This window comes from Pirellulales bacterium (genome assembly GCA_036490175.1).
Lineage (GTDB): Bacteria > Planctomycetota > Planctomycetia > Pirellulales > JACPPG01 > JACPPG01.
Genome location: DASXEJ010000026.1, coordinates 1 through 24693, shown reverse-complemented (window position 1 = coordinate 24693; position 24693 = coordinate 1). Strand labels below are relative to the sequence as shown.

The window sequence follows — 24693 nt, the reverse complement described above, 5'->3', positions numbered from 1 at the left end:
GCTGCATTTACGCAGCGAACACGATCACTTTAAGGCGAACCGCTTAGGCTACCCGATCCAAGGCACCTGTCAAGGCAAACTGCTTTTCGGTAGCCGGGCGACAAGACGAATTACGTCTTGCCGACGGTTGGACGTCTTACTCTTCTGATTTCGGCTCGTGCGAACCACCCCCTAGCAAAGCGTCCAGGCTGCCAGCCGGGGCACTTTGGGCAGCGTCCTTGCGAGCCGTCTCGGCGCTCGAAGCACCGTTGCCGTCTTCCACCCCTTCCAAAAGCGGGAAGCTGCGGGCCAGGGTACGATCCTTCTCCGCCGCCAGCGCTTCCAGCGCCTCGGGCCGGATGCGAACTTCCGACTCTTGGTAGGTGTGGAAGCCGGTACCGGCCGGAACCAAGTGGCCCAAAATAACGTTTTCCTTCAACCCCACCAAGCGGTCGATCTTGCCGGCCAAGGCCGCCTCGGTGAGCACCTTCGTGGTTTCCTGGAAACTGGCAGCGGAAATGAAGCTGGCACTTTGCACGGCCGCCTTCGTAATGCCCAACAATTGCGTGCTGGCCGTGGCGGGCTTGGGGCGGGTTCCCTTAGCGGGGTCGCCACCCAGTGCCTCGATCTGCGCGTTGACCTGTTCGAGCGCGTCTTTCGGCACGATCGAACCGGGGGCGAAGTCGCTGTCTCCCTTTTCCGAAATCTTGACGCAGCTGGTCAGGTTCTGGTTCACTCCGCGGAACTCGAAGCGGTCCATCACGCTGCCCGGCAACAAGCCGGTATCGCCGACGCTTTCGATGCGGACCTTGCGGAGCATCTGGGCGACGATGATCTCGATGTGCTTGTCGTCGATATCGACGCGTTGGCTGCGATAGACGTTCTGAATCTCGCGGACCAGGTAATGCTGCACGGCCTCTTCGCCCGAGATCCGCAAAATATCGTGCGGCACAAGCGGACCGTCGACCAATGCCTCGCCGGCACGCACAAAGTCGCTGGCATGGACACGCAAGTGCTTACCGTGCGAGACAAGGTGTTCGCGCTCGATGCCGCTTTCGCTGCGGACGATGATCGTGCGCTTGCCGCGACGCTTTTCGCCCAACAGCTCCACCGTACCGTCGACTTCGGCAATGACCGCGGGATCCTTGGGCTTGCGAGCCTCGAAGATCTCGGTCACGCGCGGCAGACCGCCGGTGATGTCCTGCGTACCGGACACCTCGCGGGGCGTCTTGGCCAGCAGCGTACCGGCCGAGATCTGGTCCCCCTCGTTGACTTCGATATGGGCCTTTTCGGGCAGATAGTAGAAGTCGAGAATCTTGCCGCTGCTATCTTCCAGCACGACTTGCGGATGCAGGTCTCCCTTGTGCTCGATGATCATCTTGCGTTGGTGACCACTGGGATCGCGCTCGAGCCGCATCGTCTCGCCGTCGATGACGTCTTCGTAGCGAACCTTACCACCGACCTCGGCCAGAATCGGGATGCTGTGCGGATCCCACTGACAGAGGACGACACCGGGCATGACCTCTTGATTGTCGTCGACCAGCAGGTTGGCACCGGCGGGAATCTCGTACTTCTCCAACTCGCGACCCTTGGGGTCCATCAACGAGATTTCGCCGTTGCGGGTCAACACGACTTGCTGACCTTCGTCGTTGCGGACCACCTTCAGGCGGGTGAACTTGGCGATACCCTGCTTCTTGGCGCGGATCTCGCTCTCTTCCACCGCGCGAGCGGCCGTACCACCGATGTGGAACGTACGCATGGTGAGCTGGGTGCCCGGCTCGCCGATGCTTTGGGCGGCGATGATTCCCACGGCCATCCCTTCCTCGACCATGGAACTGGTCGAAAGATCCATGCCGTAGCACAGCCGGCACACGCCGAGAGCCGCGTCGCAAGTCATCGGGCTGCGGACCTGAATCTTTTCCAGACCGAGGTCCTCGATGCGCCGCGCGATATCGAGCGTGATCAAATCGTCTTCGCGGACTAGCACTTCGTCCGTGATGGGGTTGACGATATTGGCACGGCTGACACGGCCGCGAATCGAATCCGCCAACCGCACTTCGACCTTCTCGCCGCGATAAATCACGCCCTTGGTGATGCCTTGCGTGGTGCCGCAATTGTGCATCGTCACCACGACGTTCTGCGCCACGTCGGCCAGCTTGCGGGTCAAGTAACCGCTGTCGGCCGTCTTCAGGGCCGTATCGGCCAACCCCTTGCGGGCACCGTGCGTCGAGCTGAAATATTCCAGCACGGTCAGACCTTCGCGGAAGTTGGCCTTGATCGGCGTCTCGATAATCTGACCCGACGGCTTGGCCATCAAACCACGCATGCCGGCCAGCTGGCGAATCTGCTCGACACCACCGCGGGCACCGGAGTGCGCCATCAAGTAGATCGGGTTGACGTAGCCCGCCTTGCGATGGTCGTTCTCTAGCTCGGCCATCATCTCGGTCGTGATTCGCTCGCGAGCGTGCGTCCAGGCATCCAGCACCTGGTTGTAACGCTCGACCTCGGTGATCACGCCGCGTTGATAGAGCTTCTGAAACTTGAGGACGGTCTTCTCGGCGTCGCCGATGATCTTGCTCTTGGTCGGCGGGGTGATCAGATCGTCGGTGGCGAAGGACAGGCCGCTCATGGTGCTGGCGCGGAAGCCCGTCCGATTCATGTCGTCCAACAAGTCGATCGTAGCCCGCCGTCCCAGGATGGCGTAGCAATCCGAAATAACCTTGGCCAACTCGCTGGAACGCATGGGGATGTTGTAGAACGGCATGCGGTCCGGCAGCACGTCGTTGAACATCACGCGACCGACCGTGGTCTCGATGATGGCGCCCGGCTGGCTCTCTTGATCGGCTTCGGTCTTCAGACTACGCGTGGGAGGCAGCTTGACCTTGATCCGCGCGTGCGTGCCGACCTTGCCCAACGAGTAAGCCAAATGCACCTCGGGGAACGAGCTGAACTGCATGCCGTCCCCTTTGCATTCGGGCAACGGCATGGTGATGTAATAGCAACCCATCACCACGTCCTGCGACGGGCTGATGATCGGCGCGCCGTTGGCGGGGCTGAAGATGTTGTTGGTCGACATCATCAACGTGTGCGCTTCTACCTGAGCCTCGATCGACAGCGGCAAATGTACGGCCATCTGATCGCCATCGAAGTCGGCGTTGAAGCCGCGGCAGACCAACGGGTGCAGCTTGATGGCGTTACCTTCGACCAGCGTCGGCTCGAAAGCCTGAATGCCGATGCGGTGCAACGTCGGAGCACGATTCAACAGTACGGGGTGGTTGCGGATAACCTCTTCGAGGATATCCCACACCTCGTCGTCCTTGCGCTCCAGCATCTTCTTGGCGCTTTTGATCGTGTCGGCGTGCCCCAGCTCTTTCAGCCGTCGGATGATGAACGGCTGGAACAATTCCAGGGCGATCTTCTTCGGCAAGCCGCACTGGTGCAAACGCAGGGCCGGACCGACCACGATCACGCTGCGTGCCGAGTAATCGACGCGCTTGCCCAACAGGTTCTCGCGGAAGCGCCCTTGCTTCCCCTTGATCATGTCGGTGAGCGACTTCAGCGGCCGGTTGCTGGAACCCAGCACGGGGCGCTTGCAGCGGTTGTTGTCGAACAAGGCGTCGACCGATTGCTGCAACATGCGTTTTTCGTTGCGAATGATCACTTCCGGAGCATTCAGGTCGACAAGCTTCTTCAACCGGTTGTTGCGGTTGATGATGCGGCGGTAGAGATCGTTCAGATCGCTGGTGGCGAAATTGCCCGAGTCCAACAGCACCAGCGGACGCAGGTCCGGCGGAATAACCGGAATCACATCCAGGATCATCCACTCGGGCTTGTTGTCGCTGTCGCGGATCGACTCCACGATCTTCAAGCGGTTGATCAGGTCTTTCTGCTTTTGCTTGGAACCGGTCTCGGCCAGGTTCTTGCGCAGATCGACTGACAATTGCACCAGGTCCAGGCTGACCAGCAGCTTACGGACCGCTTCGGCACCCATGTCGGCGTCAAACGAGCCCTCACCGTAGGTCTCGCGGGCGGCGCGATACTCTTCCTCAGTCAACAGCTGCTGCTTTTTCAGCGGCGTGTCCTTGGGATCGACGACCACGTAGTCCTGGAAATAGATGACCTTTTCCATGCTGGTGGTCTTCATGTCCAGCAGGTTGCCCAGCCGGCTCGGCATAGCCTTGAAGAACCAGATGTGGGCGACCGGGGCCGCCAGCTCGATGTGCCCCATGCGCTTGCGGCGCACGCGGCTGTGCGTGACCTTGACGCCGCAGCGGTCGCAGATCATGCCCTTGTACTTCATGCCGCGATACTTGCCGCAGGCGCATTCCCAGTCCTTTTCCGGGCCAAAGATGCGCTCGCAAAACAGACCGTCCTTTTCCGGGCGGTAGGTGCGGTAGTTGATCGTTTCGGGCTTCTTCACCTCGCCGAACGACCAGCTGCGAATGTCGTGCGGCCGGGCCAGGCTGATCTTGACCGAGGCGTAATCGTTTATCCGATCGTAAGAGCTTTCGCCAGTACTCACTTGATGGCTCCTTGTCGGGTCACCGGACGGGTGATCGAGTCTGCGATGATCTAGTCTGCGATAAACTAGACTGCGCGGTGATCGTTGCTGGTATGTCTGAGTGCTCGACGTTTCAGTCCGTCAAAGCACCTGTGCGGGTCGCGAAACGGGCCGGTCGTGCGGGCTGACCGGCAAATACAATTCTTACACGCGGCGCTTTTCCAATTGCATGTTCAAGCCAAGGCCGCGAATCTCGTTCGTCAGTACGTCGAAGCTGGCGGGCGTGCCGGCTTCCAAGGTGTTTTCTCCCTTGACCATCGATTCGTAAATCTTGGTACGTCCTTCCACGTCGTCGCTCTTCACGGTCAACAACTCCTGCAGGACGTAGGCCGCCCCGTAGGCTTCTAGTGCCCAGACTTCCATTTCGCCAAAACGCTGACCGCCGAAGCGGGCCTTGCCGCCCAACGGTTGCTGCGTGATCAACGAGTAAGGACCGGTCGAACGGGCATGGACCTTGTCGTCCACCAGGTGGTGCAACTTCAGCATGTAGATGTAGCCCACGGTCGTTTCCTGCTCGAGCCGCTCACCGGTGCGGCCGTCGTGCAGTTGGGCTTTGCCGTGACGCGGCAATTTGGCCTCGTCCAGGCAACCACGAATCACTTCCTCGGTGGCACCATCGAATACCGGGGTAATCGCCTGGAAGCCGAGCTTGGCGCCGGCCCAACCTAGGTGCGTCTCCAGAATCTGACCGACGTTCATACGGCTGGGCACGCCCAGCGGATTGAGCAGGATCTGCACGGGCGTTCCATCGGCCAGGAATGGCATGTCCTCGCGGGGCAGGATCTTGGCGATCACACCCTTGTTACCGTGCCGGCCGGCCATCTTGTCGCCGACCGAGATGACGCGCTTGGCAGCCACATAGACCTTGACCATTTGCAGCACGCCGCTGCGCAGCTCGTCGCCACGCTTCATCGAATTGAGACGGCGATCGCGCTCGTCGATCGCGACCTCGACCGCCGGCCACATCGTCTTGTAGGTTTTCTCGACGTCGGCCTTGCGTTGCGGGCTGCGGATGTCGTGCCGTTCCAGGCGGAAGCGCGTGGCCTGCTCGGCGACGAACTTGTGCTCCTGGTCACGGACCAGCGGAGCCCCTTCTTCGTCGGTGAGCTTGCGTTGCAGAACGCTTTCCATCTCTTCGACCATCGCCCCGAAGGCCGTGGCGATATGGGCGTTGCCTTCGGATTCGGCTTCTTTCAAGGCTTTTTCGAAGGCCTTGCGCTCGTCTTCCGACAGGCTCAAACGACGCGAGAACTTCTGCGTGTCGATGACGATACCTTCTACGCCCGAAGGAACCTCGAGCGAGTCGTTCTTCACGTCTTCGCCGGCACGGCCGAAAATGGCGTGCAGCAGTTTTTCTTCCGGCGTCAGCTCGGTCTTCGACTTCGGCGAGACCTTGCCCACCAGGATGTCGCCTGGACGGACATAGGTGCCGATCCGCACGATGCCCCCCTCATCGAGATTGCGAAGTGCCTTCTCGCTGACGTTGGGAATGTCGCGGGTGAACTCTTCGCGGCCGAGCTTGGTCTCGCGAATTTCGATATCGAACTCTTCGATGTGCAGCGAGGTGTAGGTATCGTCCTTCACCAGATCCTCGCTGATGATGATCGCGTCCTCGAAGTTGAAGCCGTCCCAGGCCATGAAGCCAACGAGCACGTTGCGTCCCAGGGCCAATTCACCGCGGAAGGTGGCGGCCCCGTCGGCGATCGCTTCACCCTTCTCGACCTTCTGGCCGATCTCGATGATGGGCTTCTGATTCTGGCAGGTACGCTCGTTGAGACCGACGAACTTCCGCATCGGGTAAACTTCGGAACCGATCTCGATGCGATCGGCGTCGACGTATGTGACGGTCCCCTTCTTGCGGGCCCGAACGATCATGCCCGAGTTTTGTGCGACGTCGCGCTCCATGCCGGTCGCCACGATCGGCGGCTCGGTAACCAGTAGCGGCACCGCTTGCCGCTGCATGTTGGATCCCATCAAGGCGCGGTTGGCGTCGTCGTGCTCGAGGAACGGAATCAAACCGGCCGAGACACCGACCATTTGGCTCGGTGCCACGTCCATGTACTCGATGCGGTCGGCCTGGACCAATTCAAAGTCGGCTCGATAGCGGGCGATGATGTTGTCGCCGTGCAGACGACCCTTCTCAATCACCGCGTCGGCCGGCGCCAGGTAAGCTTCGCTCTCTTGATCGGCCCGCAGCCACTCCACTTCCTCGGTGACCTTGCCCTTTGTGACCTTGCGATACGGCGTGACCAGGAATCCGTAGGAATCCACGCCGGCATAAATGGCCAGGCTGGAAATCAAACCGATGTTCGTACCTTCCGGCGTTTCGATCGGACAGATACGGCCGTAGTGCGAAATATGCACGTCGCGGACTTCAAACCCGGCACGCTTGCGATTCAAACCGCCAGGGCCGAGGGCCGACAGCCGCCGCTCGTGCGTGAGCATCGACAGCGGGTTGGTCTGGTCGACTACTTGCGACAACTCGCCGCGGCCAAAGAAGTATTCAATCGCCGCCGAGATGCTCTTGGGGTTGATCAGGCTGCGCGGGGTGAGGTCTTCGACGTCCTTCAGGCTCATCCGCTCTTGAACCGTGCGGCGGAGCTTGAGGAAGCCCTTGCGCAGTTCGTCGCAGGCCAACTCGTCGATCGTGCGTAGCCGGCGATTGCCCAAGTGATCGATATCGTCGATCTCGAATCCGGCATCGTCGCCGCGCAGGTGCAGCAGGTATTTGATCGAGGCGATCAAGTCGTCGGGACGGAGGGTCATTTCCGTTTCGGGAATCTTCAGCGCCAGCTTGCGATTGATACGAAAGCGGCCGACCTTGCCCAAACGGTAGCGGTTCGTGTCGAAGAACTTCTCGTGGAACAGGGCCCGCGCCTTTTCCAACTGCGGAGGGTTGCCTGGCCGGAGGCGTTGATAAATCTTCAGCAAGGCCTCTTCATGGCTGGCGGTGTTGTCCTCCTGCAAGCAATTGAAGATCAGCGGATCCTTCACGTCCGGCATGACTTCGACCGACGTCAAGCCCGACGTGCAGATGATCTCGGCCGCGTTCTTGGTGATCTTCTGTCCGCTCTCCAGGATAATCTCGCCGGCCCTCTCGCTCGCCGCGGGATAGACGACGTCATTGACGGCGATCTTGCCTTCCAGCTTGCCGGCGCTGCGACCGTCGACGACCGTCTCGTTGGTCGTTTCATAGAAGCAGCGAATCAGCTGCGCGTTCTGGCTGTATTTCGGGTCCATGGCCCGCAACAGCATCATGGCCGAGAACTTGCCGCTCTGGTCGATGCGCACCGTCAGGCTGTCTTTTTTGTTGACGTTCAGCTCGATCCAGCTGCCACGCTCGGGAATGATACGGCAACTATGCAAGCGCCGCTCATTGCCTTCCATGTCGCTGACGAAGTCGACGCCCGGGCTGCGATGCAACTGGCTGACCACGACGCGTTCGGCACCGTTGATGATGAACTCGCCGCCGCCGATCATGATCGGCATGTCGCCGAGATAAACCTCTTCCTCGATGGGCTGCTCTTTGGTCAAGCGCAGCCACACCTTGAAGGGGCGCCCATAGGTCAGGCGCAATTGACGACATTCGTCCGGCTCGTAGCGGGGCTTGCCCAACTCGTAGCGGAGGTATTCCAGGCGCAGGGTCTTGTCGTAGCTCTCGATCGGGAAAATCTCGCGCAGCACCCCCTCGAGTCCTTCGTCCTTACGGTCCGCCTGTGCTTCCTCGAGTTGCAGGAAAGCCTGGTAGCTGCGGGTTTGTATGTCCGTAAGATCGGGGATGCCGTGATGTTCCTGGATGGAGCCGAAGCGACGGACTTCTTTGGGCCGGAGACGTCGTTCTGCCGAAGTGGCCATAGGGAATCGTGCTCCTACGTTGCGTCAGGCGTTTGTCAGCGAATCGTATATCGGACGTAGCAGTCCGCGGCGGCTGCGCTAGCGCGCAGCGGGAACCGCGTCGATCGTCCGCCAACTTTTCGGGGACGGATTGCAAAGGTCAAACTACCGCGGCCCGCCTTGCAAGCTCACTCGCGTGCGGGCACACTCCCTTGGTCATCGGAATCGTTACTTGATCGCGACCTTCGCGCCGGCGTCTTCGAGTTCCTTCTTCAGCTTCTCGGCGTCTTCCTTCGAGATGCCTTCCTTGACCTTGCTGGGAACCCCTTCGACAAGATCCTTGGCCTCTTTCAAACCGAGACCAGTCGCGGCACGCACGACCTTGATCACGCCGATCTTCTGCTCGCCGAAGCCTTCCAGCACCACGTCGAACTCGGTCTTCTCGACCGCCGCCGCTGCGCCACCGCCGTCGGCCGGGGCTGCCATCATTACGGCGCCGCCTGCTGCGGGCTTGATGCCATAGTTGTTTTCCAAGTAATCGCTCAATTCCTTGGCTTGCTTGAGCGTTAGTCCGACGATCTTGTCCCCCAACTCTTTGGTCGTGGAGGAGTATTCCAGAGTCGCTTCAGTCATGACTAATTCGATCCTTTCACACTTTGGCGCGCCGGTGGGCCTACGTCGGGGATTCCGGACACGCGACAGTTAACGGGCAATGGGCTGTTATCAATGCGGAGCTCGCGGTGAACTCCGGCGGGCAAATAAAATCTGTGTACTAAGTGGCGGGGGCCGCCTCAGCGGCGGGCTCGGCATCGGCTGCACCAGCCTCGTCGGCTCCCTCGGATTTCTGCTTGATCTGACTGGCCAGGGCTCCGCCCACGCTGGTGAGCTGGCTGACCAGGTTCGCCCCCGGCGAAAGAATCTGGCCTACCAAAATGCTGAGCTGCTCTTGCCGGCTGGGCCATTTGCTGACCGCGAAGACCTGGTCCGGAGTCAGTGCCACCCCTTCCATCACGCCCCCACGGGGGGCGAACGGGGCGAACTGCTTATCCTCGGCGACCTTGATCACATCCTTGGCGAGCGCGACGATGTCCTCACCTCCCCACACCGCGGCCAGCGAGCCCTCGGTGCTGGTAAAGGCGGCCGCCAACGGCGTCCCCTCGGCAGCCCGGCGGGCCATGCTGTTCTTCACCATCGTCAGGTGAATGTTTTTGTCGCGCAGCCGCTTGCGAAGGGCGCTGGTGTTATTGGCGTTGATGCCGGTCACCGTCACCAGCAGCAGGCTCTCGACACCTTGCCAACGCTGCTTCAGGTCGTCCGACAGCAGATTCTTGACGTACTTGCTCATGACTCACTTGCTCGCGATTCGCTAGACGCAATTCGTTTTTTACACGCTGTTTTTGCTTACACGCTGTTTACTTACACGCTGTATCTGCGCCAGACCACTAAGCCGCGATGCGGATACCGGGGCTCATCGTCGCGCTGATCGAAATCCCCTTAACGTAATGCCCCTTCACGCCGTGCGGCTTGAGGGCCTGAATGTGATCGATAAAGGCCTGAATATTTTCGATCAGTTGCTTGGCGTCGAAGCTCAGCTTGCCGGCCACGGCATGCACGATGCCCGCCGCGTCGTTGCGGAACTCCACCTTGCCAGCCTTGTACTCTTTGACGGTCTTGGCGATCTCTTGCGTGACGGTGCCGGCACGGGGCGACGGCATCAGGCCGCGGGGGCCCAACACGCGTCCCAACGGGCCCACCAGGCCCATCATGTCGGGAGCGGCGATGCACACGTCGAACTCCGTCCAACCGTCCTTGATCTTCTTGGCCAACTCCTCGGCGCCGACTTCGGCCGCGCCCGCCGTCTTGGCTTGCTCGGCCAGATCACCCTTGGCGAACACCACGACGCGTAGCGATTTGCCGATGCCGTGCGGCAGCACGATCGATCCGCGCACCAGCTGATCGGCCTGCTTGGCGTCGATGCCCAACCGCACGGCGACTTCGACGGACTGGTCGAACTTCGTGGTGTTGAATTGCTTCAACACGTTCACCGCTTCGGCCAGCGGCACCGTTTCTTGGCTCGGCACCTTGGCCAGAGCGGCCTTCATTCTTTTAGTTTCTTTTGGCATCGTGATCCGCGAGTGCTTAAGTGTTTTGCTGTCGTATTGCTATTGCCGTCACTGGTCCGCCCCGAGCGACTAACCCTCGATCGTGATCCCCATACTCCGCGCGGTCCCCTCGACCATCCGCTTGGCATGTTCGACATCGCGGGCGTTAAGGTCCGCCATCTTCGTCTTGACGATCTCGGCCACTTGTGCCGCAGTTACCTTGCCGACTTTATCCTTGTTTGGCACGCCCGACCCCTTGGCGATCTGAGCTGCCTGCTTCAATAGCGCGGCGGCCGGCGGACTCTTGATGATGAACTCGAAGCTGCGGTCGTTGTAGACCGTCACCACGACGGGGATCGGCATGCCGCCGGCGTCGCGTGTGCGCTCGTTGAACTGCATCACGAATTGCCCCAGGTTCACGCCGAAGCGGCCCAACGAAGTGCCGACCGGGGGAGCAGGCGTGGCTTGCCCACCGGGAACCTGAAACTTGACTTGTGCCACAAGCTGCTTCGCCATGACGCCTGCTTACCCAGTAAAAAATGGTGACTCGTGTTCGCGACCGTCGCGGGACCAGGCTGCTGCCGCCCGCGGACGACTTCTGACGCGGTGCAATTTCTACAATGCCTCGATCTGCCAGTATTCCAACTCGACGGGAGTGGAACGTCCAAAAATGTTGATCATCACCGTCACGCGGCCGTTCTGCTCGTCGATGGTGTCGACGTCTCCCTCGAAGTTTTCAAACGTCCCTTCGTTGATTTTTACGCGGTCCCCATGCTTGCAGCTAATCTTCAGCTTGGGTGCCTCGTCGGTCTTCTCTTCCGACTTAGCCACGATGCGGCCGACTTCGCTGGCCAGCATCGGACTGGGCTTGCCGCCGGAACCGGTGAAATCGCCAATACCTGGCGTCTCGCGCACCAGGAACCAGGAGTCTTCGGTGATCTCCATGTTGACGACGATGTAGCCGGGATACAGCTTGCGCTTGACGACGCGTTTCTTGCCCGCCTTGAATTCGGTGACTGTTTCGGTGGGGACGATAATCTCGCCGAAGAAGCCTTGCAGTCCGGCGATCTTGATCCGTCGCTCGAGCGCGTCGCGAATCGAATCTTCGCGGTTGCTTTGCACCTTCAGGATGTACCAGTGACGATCCCCAGTCGGCTCGGGCGGAGTCTCTTCGATCGGAGCCGCCGCGGGCCGGTCGTCATCACCGGACGCGTCGGACATTGAATCCGGCGCCGTCGGCTCGTGACTGGCCTTGAGTTCGGCCCTTTGCGGTACGGCCGGGGCCTCGGGCAGCACGGGCGGCTGCGAACTATCGGCCGTCAAGTCGGCCGGCGTATCGCCCCCTGCTGCCATCGGCTCATCGACTGGTAAGTTCATTTCGTCCACCACCACCAAACCTGTGTGATCGGCTCGGCCCGAGGCCGGCGCCACTTCTCGGCAACCCACGGAATTACAAACTACTGGGGAGTACACCGATCAAATCGAGCAACGTCCGCCAAATCAAGTCGTAGCCAAACAGCACGAACGCCAGGCCAAAAATCGTCACAATCACGACGATCGTACTGCGGAACATCTCGGTTCGTGACGGCCACGAAACCTTGTTCATCTCCGCTTCGACAGCGATCAAAAAGTCGGCAAACCGCGGGATGTTGACGGCCCGAAAGGCCAGCCAAAAACCACCAAACAACACGATCATCGGAATCACATAGTGTGCATATCCGTTGACCGAATCGAAAATCGCCTTGCGACTGCTAATCAATTCCAACTGCTCCGGCGTGGCCTGCTGACCGGCGGGAGCTTCGACCAAAATCAAGTTCGTAAACGGCAGTACCTTGCCGCCCAGGTAGTCCCACAACGACAACGCGGCCAACGCCACCACCAGCGCCAACACGATAGCCGTGACTTGTCGCGCGATCCGGCCTTGGCTCCGCTTGTAGAAGCCCAGACTGAACAGATCACGCCACATGGCGCCGACTGTTGTATTTGCCTCTTTCATCATGGAACGACTACCCAAGCGCGACAGTCTTTCAGGGCGTTGGCCATACAGGACAGCGAAACTGCCTGGCGTGACCTTCACTCCCCGAGGGTGAGCTTCGTGCTCCAGCAACGGGGCCAGCCGCGCAGGCCAGCCAACCAGTCTGCCTTCCAGCCCGTACCCGCCAGGGCCGAAACCTGCATTTCAAAATCACCTCACAACGCGTCTCAGTTGCGGCGGAGAAGGTCCACGCTCCCGGCAGGGGAGCCTTGGACCGCTTTCCGTCGCGGCAATCATGGCAGGGGCGGCGGGAATCGAACTCGCAACCTCTGGTTTTGGAGACCAGCGCTCTGCCAGTTGAGCTACGCCCCTAAGGGGTCCCTATCTACCGACACTGCCGAGCTGCCAACAGAACCGCTCTGCCGACATTCCTGCTCTCGATCGTGCCGCAAGTTTTCACTACTCAAGAATCTTGGTTACCACGCCCGAACCGACGGTCTTACCCCCTTCGCGAATGGCGAAGCGAACTCCGTCGTCCATCGCGATCGGGCTGATCAGCTCGATGCTCAGACGGGCGTTATCGCCAGGCATGCACATCTCTGCGTCACCAGCCAAGTTGGCATTTCCCGTCACGTCGGTCGTACGGAAGTAGAACTGCGGACGGTAGCCGCTGAAGAACGGCGTATGGCGGCCACCCTCTTCCTTCGACAAGACGTACACCTCGGCCTCGAACTTGAAGTGCGGCGTAATCGAGCCCGGCTTGGCCAATACCTGGCCACGCTCAATGTCGTCACGCTTGATACCACGCAGCAAGCAACCGACGTTGTCGCCCGCCTGGCCCTGATCCAGGGTCTTGTTGAACATTTCCACGCCCGTGACGGTCGTCTTGCGGCCTTCCTTGGTGAGGCCGACCACTTCGATTTCGTCACCCACGTGAACCACGCCGCGCTCGATCTTGCCGGTCGCGACCGTACCACGGCCTTCGATCGAGAAGACGTCTTCGACAGCCATCAGGAAGGGCTTGTCGACCTCGCGCACCGGCTCGGGAATGTAGGAATCGACCGCGTCCAGCAATTCGCCGATGCACTTGTTGGCGGCCGGATCCTTCGGATTCTCGTAGGCCGGACGAGCCGCACCACGAATGATCGGGATCTCGTCGCCGGGGAAGCCATAATGCGTCAACAGCTCACGCATTTCCATTTCGACCAACTCGAGCAACTCGGGGTCGTCGACCAGGTCGCACTTGTTGAGGAACACGACCAACGCCGGCACACCGACCTGACGTGCCAACAAGATGTGCTCGCGAGTCTGGGGCATCGGACCGTCAGCGGCCGACACGACCAGGATCGCCCCGTCCATCTGGGCGGCGCCGGTGATCATGTTTTTGATGAAGTCCGCGTGACCCGGACAGTCGATATGGGCGTAGTGCCGCTTGTCGGTCTCGTATTCGACGTGGCTGACGGCGATAGTCACCGTCTTGGTCTCGTCGCGAACCGTACCGCCCTTGGCGATATCGGAATACGACTTGAAGCTGGCCATGCCCTTGGCGGCCTGCACCGACAGGATGGCACCGGTGAGGGTGGTTTTCCCGTGGTCGATGTGCCCAATCGTACCAACGTTGACGTGCGGCTTCTTACGTTCAAAGGTCTGCTTCGCCATTGCGATCCAATCTCCCTTATTTCGGCTTGCTTTGTCTCTCGAAGTACGATTGAGCGTTTATTGAACAAGAGCTGCTGATGGGACTCGGACCCATGACCTCGTCCTTACCAAGGACGCGCTCTACCAGCTGAGCTACAGCAGCCTCCGCCGGCCGCCTGCGACGGCCTTCGTACGCTGCGGCGCCTGGCTACGACCTGTGGACACGCCAAGGACAACGGACCCGTACCACAAGCCCGCCAACCCTCCGACCATTTCAACTCTTGGTTTGCTTTATTCCTGCGTCTTTCCGTCCGCTGCGGCTCGACTTGATCGAACCGGGGACCGCTACACGACACCGACAAAAAAATCCAAGCGGGTGAAGGGAATCGAACCCTCGTCTTCAGCTTGGAAGGCTATTGCTCTACCATTGAGCTACACCCGCACCTTACTTGCTGCAGACTTTCGTCCGACTCGACCCCGAGCTGCGAATCCGCAGGCGTCGAGACCAACCTCCGCCGCGATCCACACTCGGCCCGTCACTCTTGCGTTCTGCCACTCTGCCAATACTGCCGCTCTGGTAGCACTACCGCGACCACAAAACTGCACTCACTAGCCCAACAAACACCTGCATATCAATGCGTTACACGCAGACGTCGGGCAATGGGGGGTGCAGGATTCGAACCTGCGAAGGCAATGCCATCAGATTTACAGTCTGACCCCTTTGACCACTCGGGAAACCCCCCGCCGGCTGGTCGTTAAACGCCGTAATACTCCATCAAAGGGGCCACCCCTCCGGTCACCGCCGCAGAACCTCTCTACGAAGCTAGCGGAGGGACTTGAACCCACAACCTGCTGATTACAAATCAGCTGCTCTGCCAGTTGAGCTACGCTAGCCTGCGTGACTCGCCATACGAAAACTATCAAATATAGTGATCTTCACTACGCCTGCAATATCTCGTCTCTGAAATTCGGCGGCACACGATTCACCAGCGTGCCAAAGCCGAGCGATTGCGACGAAGAATCGTCGCCTGCCAAGAAGTACCAACAGCCTCCGCGCGCCAGATTGCCGGCCGCGACCAACTTTCCCTGACAGGCTGCTGCTACCGTCCTTTCGAGTTGGATCCGCTATCTTGCGGCGCCACGAAACACGCCGCAGGGGACGAGCCCCAGCGGCGTGTGAAAAAAAACCTGACCAAACTTTCAGCGGAATTATCGACCAATCCACGATCGAGGCCGCAGGCTATTACAGCCCAGGAACCTCGATCTTTTCCTCTTCCGCAGCGCGACGCAGCTTGTCCAAGGCGCGGGCTTCGATCTGACGAATCCGCTCCTTGGTCACGCCCATCTCAGCCCCAACCTCTTTCAAGGTCAGGGGTTCATGGCCGCGCGAAAGCCCGAACCGGCTAATGATAATCTTTTGCTCGCGTTCGTCAAGTCGCTCCAAAATCTTGCCAATCTGGTTTTCTCGCAGATTCTGGGCACTTTCTTGGGCGAATTGGTCGCTTCGCCCGTCCTCGGTCGCCGAAAACATCTCGCTGGTACTGGTCCGATAGCGGTCCCGGTGACGCAACTCGTCCGGAATCGTTCGGGCAAAGTTCTTCATGATCGCCCAGCTGGCGTACGTGCTGAACTTGTTTCCCCGTCCGAAATCGAACTTCTCGGCAGCCCGGATCAGCGACATGTTGCCGTCGCTCACCAGCTCGAAGAAGTTATCGCCCGAGCCTACGTGCCGCTTGGCGATCGAGACCACCAAACGCAAATTGGCGCGCACGATCTGGTTCTTCGTGGCCACCGCGTCTTCATAGCTCCGCTCGATCTGATCCATGACCGTGCTGCGTGCTTGCTGCGGATCCAGCGTGGCCCGCAGCTTCGAGGCCCGGTACTTCAGATAATTCAACTTGCGGAACAAGTGGACCTCTTGCTCGCGTGTCAGCAGCGGCACTTCGTACAGACTGGCCAAATAGGTTGGCAGCCCGCTGGGCAACCGCGGCTTCTTGGGCGCGGGAGGACCATCCGGGGCGGGCCCCAGGACGATCCGCTCGGCATTGGCCTTGGCAAACATCGGGCTATCGATGTAGTCCAACGGCAATTCCATGATCCGCGCGGCCCGCATCTCATTGATGACACGATAGATGCTGGTCTTGGTACGGCAGTGGGACGTGGCCAAAGCCTCGACCGACACGCCGCGGCGGTACTGTTGATAGATCTTCTTCTTGGCCCCGTCGTCCAACGGGCCGGTCGACTCGGGAAACACCGCCGCATCGGGGTGCTCTTGGTCGAATTGCTTGAGCGTGTAGCGAATCGTCTCCACGCTACGACCCATGCTCTCGGCCAGGCGACGAGTCACCTCGGCGGGGCAGCCACCGGCTTGAGCCAAACGGCGTGCCTTGACGATGATCGCGGCGCGCTCCTCGGCCGTCAGCTGGCTGAAGTTGCTACCACGGCGGACGCGCTCTTCATTCCCGGCCACGAAACGATCGACCGAGCTCTTCAAGAACCCGACTCGCTTGCGCCCGTGGAACAAGAAGCGGCGGCTAACCAGCCCCTGGCGGCGCCAGCGGGAAATTGTCTTCGTCGAGACCTGGAAGCGTTTGCTCAACTCGCTGACGGTCAACACCGGCTCGGCGGCCGCTTCGACCGGCACGTCGGCCGCGTCCGAAACGTCCTCGATGAACAGACGCAAATCGTGCTTGGCATGCCGACCCGAGAGGCGCACGTCCGGATACGACTCCGGGCGGAAATCGGTCACACGGTAGCACAGGTATTCGTAAGTATAGGTCCGCTTAGGATCGAGCTCTGGCAAGAGCTTCTCCGCACGGTCGACCTGCGCCAGCTTACGCTCGCGCGGGGCGAAACGGACCTGTTGATCACGAAGTTCACGGATGGCAGGGCTGAGATAATCGCTGTGCATGACGCCCTCACTCTCCTATACGCCCTGTCGGTGTTCCCTGCGGCTCCTGCGCCCGACAAAGTCTCTCCTGTATATCTCCATGGTGCATTGCCAGGGGCAGTCATGGTCCCCAGCACGCACCTCCAGAAAGCAAGTACCGGCCTGATAGCAAACTCTTACACCGGCCGCTCCTTTTTTTCGCAAAAAATTCAATTCTTGGCGTACAAACGGCCGTCAATCGGCAACTCGAACCGCATCATTTAATAGTCCTACGTAACAAAGTGTCCAGTGGACTATGAAAAGTTCGCGAGCCGGGCCGGTTTATTTCCGAGACGACACTTTGGCACATCAGCGAATGACTCGCGATGTTCAGCATAAGTCGTGCCGTACGCGGTTTTTCCGTTCGGGCGATCCAGGAACCGCGCTGCTCCCACCCTGTACCGCCATAAGAGCCCCTACAAGACCGTGCTTGCAGCTACGCAGGTGCCCCACCGCCCGCAAGGGGTAGAACCCGAAAAAGCCCCTGGATTCGCTCTCTTATGCGGCAGGCGATAGCACACCAGCTAGGCACCGTCGATGCCAGCAGGATGTTCCGAATATTTGGCTTGAACTACCTGCCGGCCGCACGTCGATTTAGCGATTCGTACGGTTGCGCTGCCCCACGATGAAATAGTACCTCTCTCATAGATCAAGGGATTTGGAGATGCTGGGAAAGAGCTGCAAGTCGCGGACGTCGATCCTCCTGACGCTGCTGGCCGTGATGTCGACCGCCGTCGATCGGGTTGATGCCAAGGAATACTCGCTCGCCACGGGGCGCCAGACGGGCGAGGTCTCGCAAGTTGAGGTTCTGCTCGAGGTCGGCGGCGAGCTCACATTGCAGGACGAGAAAGACAAGAAAACGCACCATCTGAAAACCAGCGTCGTCGGCACCTTGGTCTATGACGAGAAGCTCGGGGCAGCGGGCAAGGCCGCCGGCGAGACGCGCGGCGTGCGCCAATACCGTCGCTGCGACGCGGTGATCAAGATCGACAAGGGCACCACCAAAGCCCGTCTTCGCGACGACCGACGGCTGGTGGCTTTGGCCACCGGAGAGCGGCAACTGACGTTGTTCAGCCCCTCGGGACCACTGACGCAAGAGGAGCTGGATCTCATCACGATCCCGGCCTGCAGCTTGCTCGTCGAGCAATTGTTGCCGAACGAGCCGGTGGCACCAGGCGACAAGTGGCAACACAGCGACGATCTGTTGGCGGCGCTACTGAACCTCGACGCGATTGGACAGAGTGAGGTCTCGACCACGTTCAAGGAAGTTACCGATACCGGGGCTCAGTTGGAGTTGGCCGGCACGGTGCACGGTGCGATCGACGGAGTCTCGACTGAAATCGAACTCAAGGGGCGCTACAAATTCGACCTGCAGCAGAATCGCGTCACTTGGTTTGCACTGCTGGTCAAGGAGAAACGCGCGATTGGGCATGTGGCTCCCGGGGTCGACGTGACGGCCCGCCTGCAAATGAAAATTGCCCCGGCCAGCGCCTGTCCAGCGCTCGCCGACGAGGTGTTGGCGGATTTCAGCCTCGACCCAGGGCCGGAGCAATTGTTGCTGGAATACAGTTCGCCCGAGGGACGGTTCCAATTCCTGCACGATCGCGCCTGGCACGTTGTCAGCGAGGCGGGCAAGACCGCGGCACTACGCCTGGTGGATCGTGGCGAGCTGGTGGCCCAGTGCAATGTCTCGGCGTTGGCGGCTGGTCCGGAAGGAAAGCGTTTTACGCTGGCCAAGTTTCAGGAGGACGTGCAGCAGTCCTTGGGCAAGCATTTCAAGCAGTTCATTTCGGCCAGCGAGTCGGAGAATTCCGCGGGGCATAACACCTGCCGTGTAGTAGCATCCGGCGAGGTCGAAACCTTGCCGATCCAATGGAACTACTACCTGGTCGCCGACGCGCGCGGCCAGCAAGTGGTGCTGGCCTTCACGATGGAAGCGGACCTCGTCGAGCGCTTCGGCGCTAGCGACTCGTCGATGTTGGCCACGCTGCGATTTATCGACGCCAAGACCGAAATGGCAGCCCAGCCGACGGTCGCCCCCGCGCGAAAATAACAATCACAAGTGTCCGCCAGGCGGCGCTGTCGCACGCAACAGTGCCGGCCCCTTCCGCGCTCCCCAGTCCGGATATAATCGGGCCAGAGGGAGAATTGGCCGCATGCTGCGACGTCTGGAAAGAAACGACTCGTTCGAGTCCTGGGTACTCGTGCCGCAGATCGAGCACGCATGGCTTTCTGGTGGACTGGCCGAAACGTGGGCGGCGCCGACATTGGCCAAGATCGAGCCGCATGACGAGCTGATCGAGGCCATCGGCCTGCACGACGATGGCTGGGCCGAATGGGACTCGGCCCCGGACGTCGATCCGGTCTCGGGCCGGCCGCTGAGCTTTGTCGAGATGCCGCTCGAAGCGGCCACCACGATCTGGCGCCGCTCGATCGATTTGGCGGCCGAGCAGGGACCCTTGGCAGCTCATGTGGTGAGTGCCCATTTCAATGCGCTCTTGCAGCAGGCCGCGCCGCGATGGAGCGTCGATCCGCGGCAGTTTCAGCTCAGCCGCGAGTTCCTCAACGAGCAGTCGGAACAGCGCGAAATCTGGTTCATGCAGTGGCAGCGCGAGAACCCCTCAGTACGCACGCGCAGGATGGTCGATCAGGCCCTGGCGTATTTGCAGTTCTTCGATCGTTTGAGTCTGTGGCTCTGCGCCGCGCCGCGCAGCGAACCAGAATTGTTTGCGACGCCCGACGGAACGGAAGTTGTCTTCGAGCCAAGAGATTCGACGCACTTCACGGTCCGGCCCTGGCCGCTGACGGTCGACCGCTTGACCTGGACTATGACGACCCGCCGGGTGCCGGTACGTCACTACGCCAGTCGCGCGGCCTTGGCCGCCACACCAGGAGAACCGAACGAGCTGCGATTCAAATTGACCGCCGCGCCGTAGCGGCCCCACAAAAAAACGCTTATTGCGCAGCGGTTTTGCGCCACGCCAGCGTCCAGTGCCGATCACTGGTCTGGGCGACGGTTCCAGGCGGCAGACTCGCGGCCACGGCCAAATCGCGCACTTCGTCCAGGCTCAGGGCGGCCCGCAGAGATTGATCGAATAATTGCCGCTGGTGGTCGTTTGCTCCGGCAGCGTAGGCCGCCACCAGGTGCTCGACCTCGCGATCGTCGGCGGGCCGCAACAAATCGCGCACGAAGATCAGCCCGCCGGGAGTCAACACGCGCACTGCTTCGCGCAGCACGTCGCGCGGATCGGGAATGTGGTGCACGATACTGTTTGATATCACGATCGCGAAGCGCCCCTCTTCATAGGGCAACTGCTTGGCATCGATGCGGTCGAGCCGAATGCAATCCATCAGGCCCGCCACCTCGACGTTCCCCCGACCGACGTGCAGCATGGCCACGGCCAAGTCGATGGCCATGACACGCAAGGCTGTTGTGCGACGACATAGCGCGATGGGGATTTGCGCCGTGCCGGTGCCGATGTCGAGCACATCCAGACTGCGCTCTTCAGCCGAGAGAATTTCGGGGGCCGAAGCCAAGAGATCGTCGACAAACACCTGGTTCACCGCCGCATGATCCATGCGATCGTAATCGATCGCCTCGGCCGGCGACTCCATCACCTCGGGTTCCAGCACGCGTGAAAGCATCGTCTGTCCACCTGCCTGTGCGATTCCAAAAGCCTGCTGCGCCCGCCTGCGCGGCTACTTGCCGAGGAACTTGCGGAGGTCTTCAATCTCGACGCCGAGCGTCTCTTTGACCAACTTCGTCAGCAACGCCGGCGTGGCCTGGATGTGGAATGTGCGATGGTCATGCGAGAGCTTTCCTCCCTTGGGCAAGGGCCTCGTCGGCGACAGCGTTTCCAGTTCGTAAAAGCTGCCCAGGGCCTTTGCCCCTGGCTCGGACGGTCCGTCGTTGTAGGTGTTGAAGACGTCGCCGGCGTAGGCCTTCTTCTGCAATATCTCCCACGTGTTGTTCACGTAATAATCGGCCGCCGGGTCTTTGGGCAGGCTGAAGTGAACAAGTGTCAGCACGCCTGTGCGCAAGTCGACCGATCCGGCAAAGGGTCGAACCCGTTTGGCCGAGACGCCAAGCTTGGCCCGAAATTGTCCATCGGCGCGAAACAACACCACGGCAGGCGCGACCTGTAATCGGTCCGACGGAACAGAGCCGAAGTAATCCGACTGCACGACCGGCCCAAGTTCCTGCTCGCTGCCCGGTTTGTAGGGCACGACGATTACGGTCTGTTCGCCAGCGGGAAATTGCCCGAGCGACCAGAGCGATACCAACCCCGATTCCATCTCCCAGGCCGTGGGTCCGAAGTTGGTAGCGGAGTTGACGCTTTCGAAGCCGACGTAATGCGCATCGTGGTTGCGCGCCTGGCTGGCGGCCGTGTCACCGAAGAGTTCGCCAAAACGTTTGATCGGCAACGTACGCAGCTCGCGCACGACATCCAGATCGAACGAGGCGGCCGAAGCATTCGTTACGCGTACATGACGCGTCAGGCGACAACTGCCGGCGTCCTGCGACTCGACACGGAAGGCGCCCGTGTTAAGTTCCGCGGGCGTGTACCAGTTTTGCACGACCTGTTTCATTGCCAGTTGAAAGAAGAGGCCGAATTGCCCCCCCTCGGGCCCGAGCCAGAAGCGATCCTCGCCGCCGTAGTTGTTGAACGCAGGACTATGCTTGCCGGCCGTGATGAAGTCGTAATTGACCCAGCCCTGGCTCGCGCCCTGCGGTCCGGCACAGGTCGACGTCATGATCCGCCCTTGAAAATCGGGGCAGACGGCAATCAGGGCGTCTCCTTCTCCCTTGAGCTCGATGACGCGAGTATGACGCGTGAGAAAGTCCTTGGCCTCGGCATAGGTCTGGGGCATGGCTGCGGCCTTCTGTGCTTTCGCTTGCGGCGCGACCGATGGCGTAAGCAACGCCGCCAGCAAAATCGCCACGAAAAGGGAGTTGCTTGAACGGGATCGCATCGGCGTCTCCTTTTTTCTCATCAGCTCGAGCACAGTCTAGCGAAAACGAGCTCGCAGCGGGGTCGATTCGCATGCTTCAGAATCTCGGCAAAAGTACCTCGTCCCCCAGGGCTCGCCGGTGGCGTCGGGCGGCGAACAAAGTTAGCACACACCCCCCGTTATGGTTAGTAAACTGACGGCTTGGCACCAGGGCGCTGTCCAGTCCCTTCAATTGTGTCGTCAGATTGACTCAGAGCGAGACACAGCCCTAACTAATTCGGGGCATTTGGCTAATAAAAACCGGCCAAAAAAAGGTGCCTACATCGTTCGATTAATAGAACATAACTATCTAATTTATAATGACTTACAGAATACATTCTAGTCGTGGATCTTTCGACCCAGCCCGCGGCCAGATCCGTACACCCACGTGCCGCAAGATCAAACACTGGGGGCCGAGAGTTGTAAGCCGCGAGACAAATCCTGACCCCGCCGGCGGTGCTATCGGAAATCGATTCTGCTTCAGATGAAAAGTCTTAATATGTTTAATAACAATTGGTTACATCGCTTTGAACGAGGTCCGCGAGGGATTCCGACAAGTGGCCCTGGCATGGGGCACAGGGTTTGCAAATGTACGGGTCAGAGAAGCGGTAGGAATGCAGTGAATGCCACTTTGGCATCCAAGCAAGAATTACCGCCAGAATCCGAAAAACCAGCGCAGCGAATCTTTTTGGTAGAATGAACGTTTAGTAGGGGCCAGACGGCTCCTGAGAGTGCGAGCAGAATTATGAACAAAGCATTGCAGACCGACCGAAAGTCACAAAAGCCCGTGGCGGCGCCGTCGGTTCTCGCGCAATGGAGCGACGAGGACCTGTTGGACCGCTATTGCAGCCAGGGAGATCCCCAGGTATTTGGGACCCTGGTCCACCGGTACGAGCGCGAGCTATACAGCTACCTGCGCCGCTACCTGGGGGACGCGGCGATGGCAGAGGACGCTTTTCAGGGGACATTTTTGCAAGTCCATCTGAAATGCGGCCAATTCGAGGCCGGGCGAAAATTTCGCCCCTGGCTGTACACAATTGCCACGAACCAAGCCATCGACGCGCAACGTAGAAACAAAAGACATCGGATGGTCAGCTTGGACCGCCGCCAGAAGGGTGAGTCCGAGGAAGACCTGGGTTCGCTGTCCGAGTTGCTGGTCAGCCGTGAGGCGGGGCCGGTGAAGGAAGCCGACGCCGAAGAGCGTCGGCGTTGGATTCGTGATTCGGTCGGGGGGCTTCCGGAAGCCTTAAAAGGCGCAATAACGCTGGTTTACTATCAGGGCCTAAAGTATCGTGAAGCAGCCGAAGTCTTGAAGGTGCCCGTCGGCACGGTAAAGAGTCGGCTGCACACCGCGATAACCAAGTTGAACGAAGCTTGGAATAGCGCCCAATCGAGCGGAGATCGCTGAGAGCGATGCGCGAGCAACTGCTGGGCTATCTGCTGGGAGCGTTGGAACCTTCGGAGCTTGCCTCGGTCGAGGCGGCACTGGACCACGATCCTGAATTGCGCCGCGAGCTTGAACAGCTGCGGGCTTCACTCGGTATCCTAGACGAGGACGCCGAAGAGGAAGAACGCGAGCTCGATCCACCGCCTGGCCTGGGGTCGCGGACCTTTCGATTCGTGCGGGCTCACGCCGGCTGGAGCAGCCTCGGTCAGACGGCCAGTAGCGCCGGCGCCTGGCGCATTCCGGACTATGCGGTGGCCGCCGGCATCTTTCTCGTTGCTTCGATGCTCGTGTTTCCGGCGATTCAGAACAGTCGGGCCGGCGCCCGGCTGACTGCCTGTCAGGACAAGCTCCGCTTGCTGGGCATGGCGCTGACTCAGTACGGCCAAACCTATGGCTGCTTGCCGTTCGTACCCGCCTCGGGGCCGTTGGCCGCCGCGGGCAGCTATGCCCCCACCCTGCAACAGGCGGGCATGATCGGCACGCCGTCGAGCGTGGTTTGCCCCGAGTCCTCGCTCGCGAATCAACAAGACTTCCGCATACCCACGGTCGTACAATTGCGTAGCGCGAATGCGGTTACGCTGCAGATCTGGCATCGAACCATGGGGGGCAGCTACGGCTATCACCCCGGCCACATCGAAAACAAACGATACGTCGCGACGCGGGCTTGCGGTCGAGAATACTTTGCGGTCATGGCCGACGCGGTCGCCGAACTAGGACCCGACGGCAGTTCGAATCATGGCCCGCGCGGTCAGAACGTTCTGTGCCAGAGCGGACGGGTGGTGTTCATCGTGATTCCCCGCCTGATAGAAAACGGCGACCACATCTACGTCAACGACTTTGGCACCAAGGGAGCCGGCCGCGGCGAGAACGACTCGTCGATCTGCAATAGCTCGATCCCTCCCATTCCTGTGCAAGTCGATCTCACCCGCTAGACGCGGTGTAAGAGTGGCCCCTAGCGCGCCCTGGGTAATTCCTCGACTGGAGCATCGCGCGAGGCTGCGCTCTCTCTTGCCGCAAATTGCTCCGCGGCGCCCCACCCGCCTTGGCAGCATTCATCGATGGGATCGGCACCATTTCCTGGCGGGCTCAGGAGGGGAGCTTGCCACCGCCGATTTTGATCGACGGTAGTAAAATTTAACTTTTCTTTAAGATTCCTTGTCGGGAAATAGGGCCCTGGTGGCAACAACCACAAATTGGTTTGCATTTTTGCCGCCGGAATCTGTGTCGCGTAGCCAC

17 protein-coding genes and 5 tRNA genes are annotated in these 24693 nt (G+C 60.2%); 4 read left to right on the top strand and 18 right to left on the bottom strand.

Features of this window, described 5'->3' with window-relative positions; translation table 11 throughout:
- Nucleotides 1-136: 136 nt before the first annotated feature.
- The 15 genes from rpoC to VGG64_02340 form a co-directional block, all read right to left on the bottom strand.
- Complete coding sequence (gene rpoC / locus VGG64_02410; GenBank protein ID HEY1598423.1) at nt 137-4501, bottom strand: DNA-directed RNA polymerase subunit beta'; 4365 nt, start codon at nt 4499-4501, stop codon at nt 137-139.
- Between the two features lie 183 nt (nt 4502-4684).
- On the bottom strand, nt 4685-8395 hold the full coding sequence (gene rpoB / locus VGG64_02405; protein HEY1598422.1) for a DNA-directed RNA polymerase subunit beta: 3711 nt from the start codon (nt 8393-8395) through the stop codon (nt 4685-4687).
- A gap of 207 nt (nt 8396-8602) precedes the next feature.
- Nucleotides 8603-9007, bottom strand: a complete 405-nt coding sequence (gene rplL / locus VGG64_02400) for a 50S ribosomal protein L7/L12 (GenBank protein HEY1598421.1) — start codon at nt 9005-9007, stop codon at nt 8603-8605.
- A gap of 139 nt (nt 9008-9146) precedes the next feature.
- Nucleotides 9147-9719 (bottom strand): 50S ribosomal protein L10, encoded by a 573-nt coding sequence (gene rplJ, locus VGG64_02395; GenBank protein ID HEY1598420.1) that lies wholly within the window; start codon nt 9717-9719, stop codon nt 9147-9149.
- A gap of 97 nt (nt 9720-9816) precedes the next feature.
- A complete protein-coding gene (rplA, locus tag VGG64_02390) occupies nt 9817-10497 on the bottom strand; it encodes a 50S ribosomal protein L1 (protein ID HEY1598419.1) in 681 nt (226 codons plus the stop codon).
- 69 nt (nt 10498-10566) lie between these two features.
- Nucleotides 10567-10992 carry a 50S ribosomal protein L11 gene (gene rplK, locus VGG64_02385; protein ID HEY1598418.1) on the bottom strand — a complete coding sequence of 142 codons (426 nt, stop codon included), beginning with the start codon at nt 10990-10992 and terminating at the stop codon, nt 10567-10569.
- A gap of 99 nt (nt 10993-11091) precedes the next feature.
- Complete coding sequence (gene nusG, locus VGG64_02380; protein HEY1598417.1) at nt 11092-11922, bottom strand: transcription termination/antitermination protein NusG; 831 nt, start codon at nt 11920-11922, stop codon at nt 11092-11094.
- Between the two features lie 4 nt (nt 11923-11926).
- Nucleotides 11927-12442, bottom strand: a complete 516-nt coding sequence (secE, locus tag VGG64_02375; protein ID HEY1598416.1) for a preprotein translocase subunit SecE — start codon at nt 12440-12442, stop codon at nt 11927-11929.
- 305 nt (nt 12443-12747) lie between these two features.
- A tRNA-Trp gene (locus VGG64_02370) sits at nt 12748-12823 on the bottom strand.
- An 87-nt stretch (nt 12824-12910) separates the two neighbouring features.
- Nucleotides 12911-14110: an elongation factor Tu gene (gene tuf, locus VGG64_02365; GenBank protein HEY1598415.1), complete on the bottom strand. Its 1200-nt coding sequence runs from the start codon at nt 14108-14110 to the stop codon at nt 12911-12913.
- Between the two features lie 69 nt (nt 14111-14179).
- Nucleotides 14180-14252, bottom strand: a tRNA-Thr gene (locus VGG64_02360).
- A gap of 208 nt (nt 14253-14460) precedes the next feature.
- Nucleotides 14461-14531: transfer RNA gene (locus tag VGG64_02355), tRNA-Gly, on the bottom strand.
- A 219-nt stretch (nt 14532-14750) separates the two neighbouring features.
- Nucleotides 14751-14832, bottom strand: a tRNA-Tyr gene (locus VGG64_02350).
- Nucleotides 14833-14910: 78 nt separating this feature from the next.
- A tRNA-Thr gene (locus VGG64_02345) sits at nt 14911-14983 on the bottom strand.
- 349 nt (nt 14984-15332) lie between these two features.
- Nucleotides 15333-17000 (bottom strand): sigma-70 family RNA polymerase sigma factor, encoded by a 1668-nt coding sequence (locus tag VGG64_02340; GenBank protein ID HEY1598414.1) that lies wholly within the window; start codon nt 16998-17000, stop codon nt 15333-15335.
- A gap of 682 nt (nt 17001-17682) precedes the next feature.
- Here VGG64_02340 and VGG64_02335 point away from each other — a divergent pair.
- Entirely contained in the window at nt 17683-19071 is a 1389-nt protein-coding gene (locus VGG64_02335; GenBank protein HEY1598413.1) for a hypothetical protein, read from the top strand.
- 103 nt (nt 19072-19174) lie between these two features.
- Nucleotides 19175-19954: a DUF3891 family protein gene (locus VGG64_02330; protein ID HEY1598412.1), complete on the top strand. Its 780-nt coding sequence runs from the start codon at nt 19175-19177 to the stop codon at nt 19952-19954.
- Nucleotides 19955-19973: 19 nt separating this feature from the next.
- Here VGG64_02330 and VGG64_02325 read toward each other — a convergent pair whose 3' ends face one another.
- Together VGG64_02325 and VGG64_02320 are read right to left on the bottom strand one after the other, a co-directional pair.
- Complete coding sequence (locus tag VGG64_02325) at nt 19974-20663, bottom strand: class I SAM-dependent methyltransferase (GenBank protein ID HEY1598411.1); 690 nt, start codon at nt 20661-20663, stop codon at nt 19974-19976.
- A gap of 54 nt (nt 20664-20717) precedes the next feature.
- Nucleotides 20718-21992, bottom strand: a complete 1275-nt coding sequence (locus VGG64_02320) for a DUF6786 family protein (protein HEY1598410.1) — start codon at nt 21990-21992, stop codon at nt 20718-20720.
- A 763-nt stretch (nt 21993-22755) separates the two neighbouring features.
- On the opposite strand from VGG64_02320, the gene VGG64_02315 reads away from it, so the two are divergent.
- Nucleotides 22756-23418, top strand: coding sequence for a sigma-70 family RNA polymerase sigma factor (locus tag VGG64_02315; GenBank protein ID HEY1598409.1), 663 nt, complete (start codon nt 22756-22758; stop codon nt 23416-23418).
- Between the two features lie 5 nt (nt 23419-23423).
- Nucleotides 23424-24389: a hypothetical protein gene (locus VGG64_02310; protein ID HEY1598408.1), complete on the top strand. Its 966-nt coding sequence runs from the start codon at nt 23424-23426 to the stop codon at nt 24387-24389.
- A 20-nt stretch (nt 24390-24409) separates the two neighbouring features.
- Here the strand turns inward: VGG64_02310 and VGG64_02305 are convergent.
- On the bottom strand, nt 24410-24693 hold a 284-nt coding region (locus VGG64_02305), incomplete at its 5' end, for a hypothetical protein (GenBank protein ID HEY1598407.1).

Bases quoted from the DNA above. Each gene is read 5' to 3' on its own strand.
- rpoB (HEY1598422.1), bottom strand. From the start codon at position 8,395: ATGGCCACTTCGGCAGAACGACGTCTCCGGCCCAAAGAAGTCCGTCGC.
- rplL (HEY1598421.1), bottom strand. From the start codon at position 9,007: ATGACTGAAGCGACTCTGGAATACTCCTCCACGACCAAAGAGTTGGGG.
- rplJ (HEY1598420.1), bottom strand. From the start codon at position 9,719: ATGAGCAAGTACGTCAAGAATCTGCTGTCGGACGACCTGAAGCAGCGT.
- rplA (HEY1598419.1), bottom strand. From the start codon at position 10,497: ATGCCAAAAGAAACTAAAAGAATGAAGGCCGCTCTGGCCAAGGTGCCG.
- rplK (HEY1598418.1), bottom strand. From the start codon at position 10,992: ATGGCGAAGCAGCTTGTGGCACAAGTCAAGTTTCAGGTTCCCGGTGGG.
- secE (HEY1598416.1), bottom strand. From the start codon at position 12,442: ATGTGGCGTGATCTGTTCAGTCTGGGCTTCTACAAGCGGAGCCAAGGC.
- tuf (HEY1598415.1), bottom strand. From the start codon at position 14,110: ATGGCGAAGCAGACCTTTGAACGTAAGAAGCCGCACGTCAACGTTGGT.
- VGG64_02340 (HEY1598414.1), bottom strand. From the start codon at position 17,000: ATGCACAGCGATTATCTCAGCCCTGCCATCCGTGAACTTCGTGATCAA.
- VGG64_02335 (HEY1598413.1), top strand. From the start codon at position 17,683: ATGCTGGGAAAGAGCTGCAAGTCGCGGACGTCGATCCTCCTGACGCTG.
- VGG64_02330 (HEY1598412.1), top strand. From the start codon at position 19,175: ATGCTGCGACGTCTGGAAAGAAACGACTCGTTCGAGTCCTGGGTACTC.
- VGG64_02325 (HEY1598411.1), bottom strand. From the start codon at position 20,663: ATGCTTTCACGCGTGCTGGAACCCGAGGTGATGGAGTCGCCGGCCGAG.
- VGG64_02320 (HEY1598410.1), bottom strand. From the start codon at position 21,992: ATGCGATCCCGTTCAAGCAACTCCCTTTTCGTGGCGATTTTGCTGGCG.
- VGG64_02315 (HEY1598409.1), top strand. From the start codon at position 22,756: ATGAACAAAGCATTGCAGACCGACCGAAAGTCACAAAAGCCCGTGGCG.
- VGG64_02310 (HEY1598408.1), top strand. From the start codon at position 23,424: ATGCGCGAGCAACTGCTGGGCTATCTGCTGGGAGCGTTGGAACCTTCG.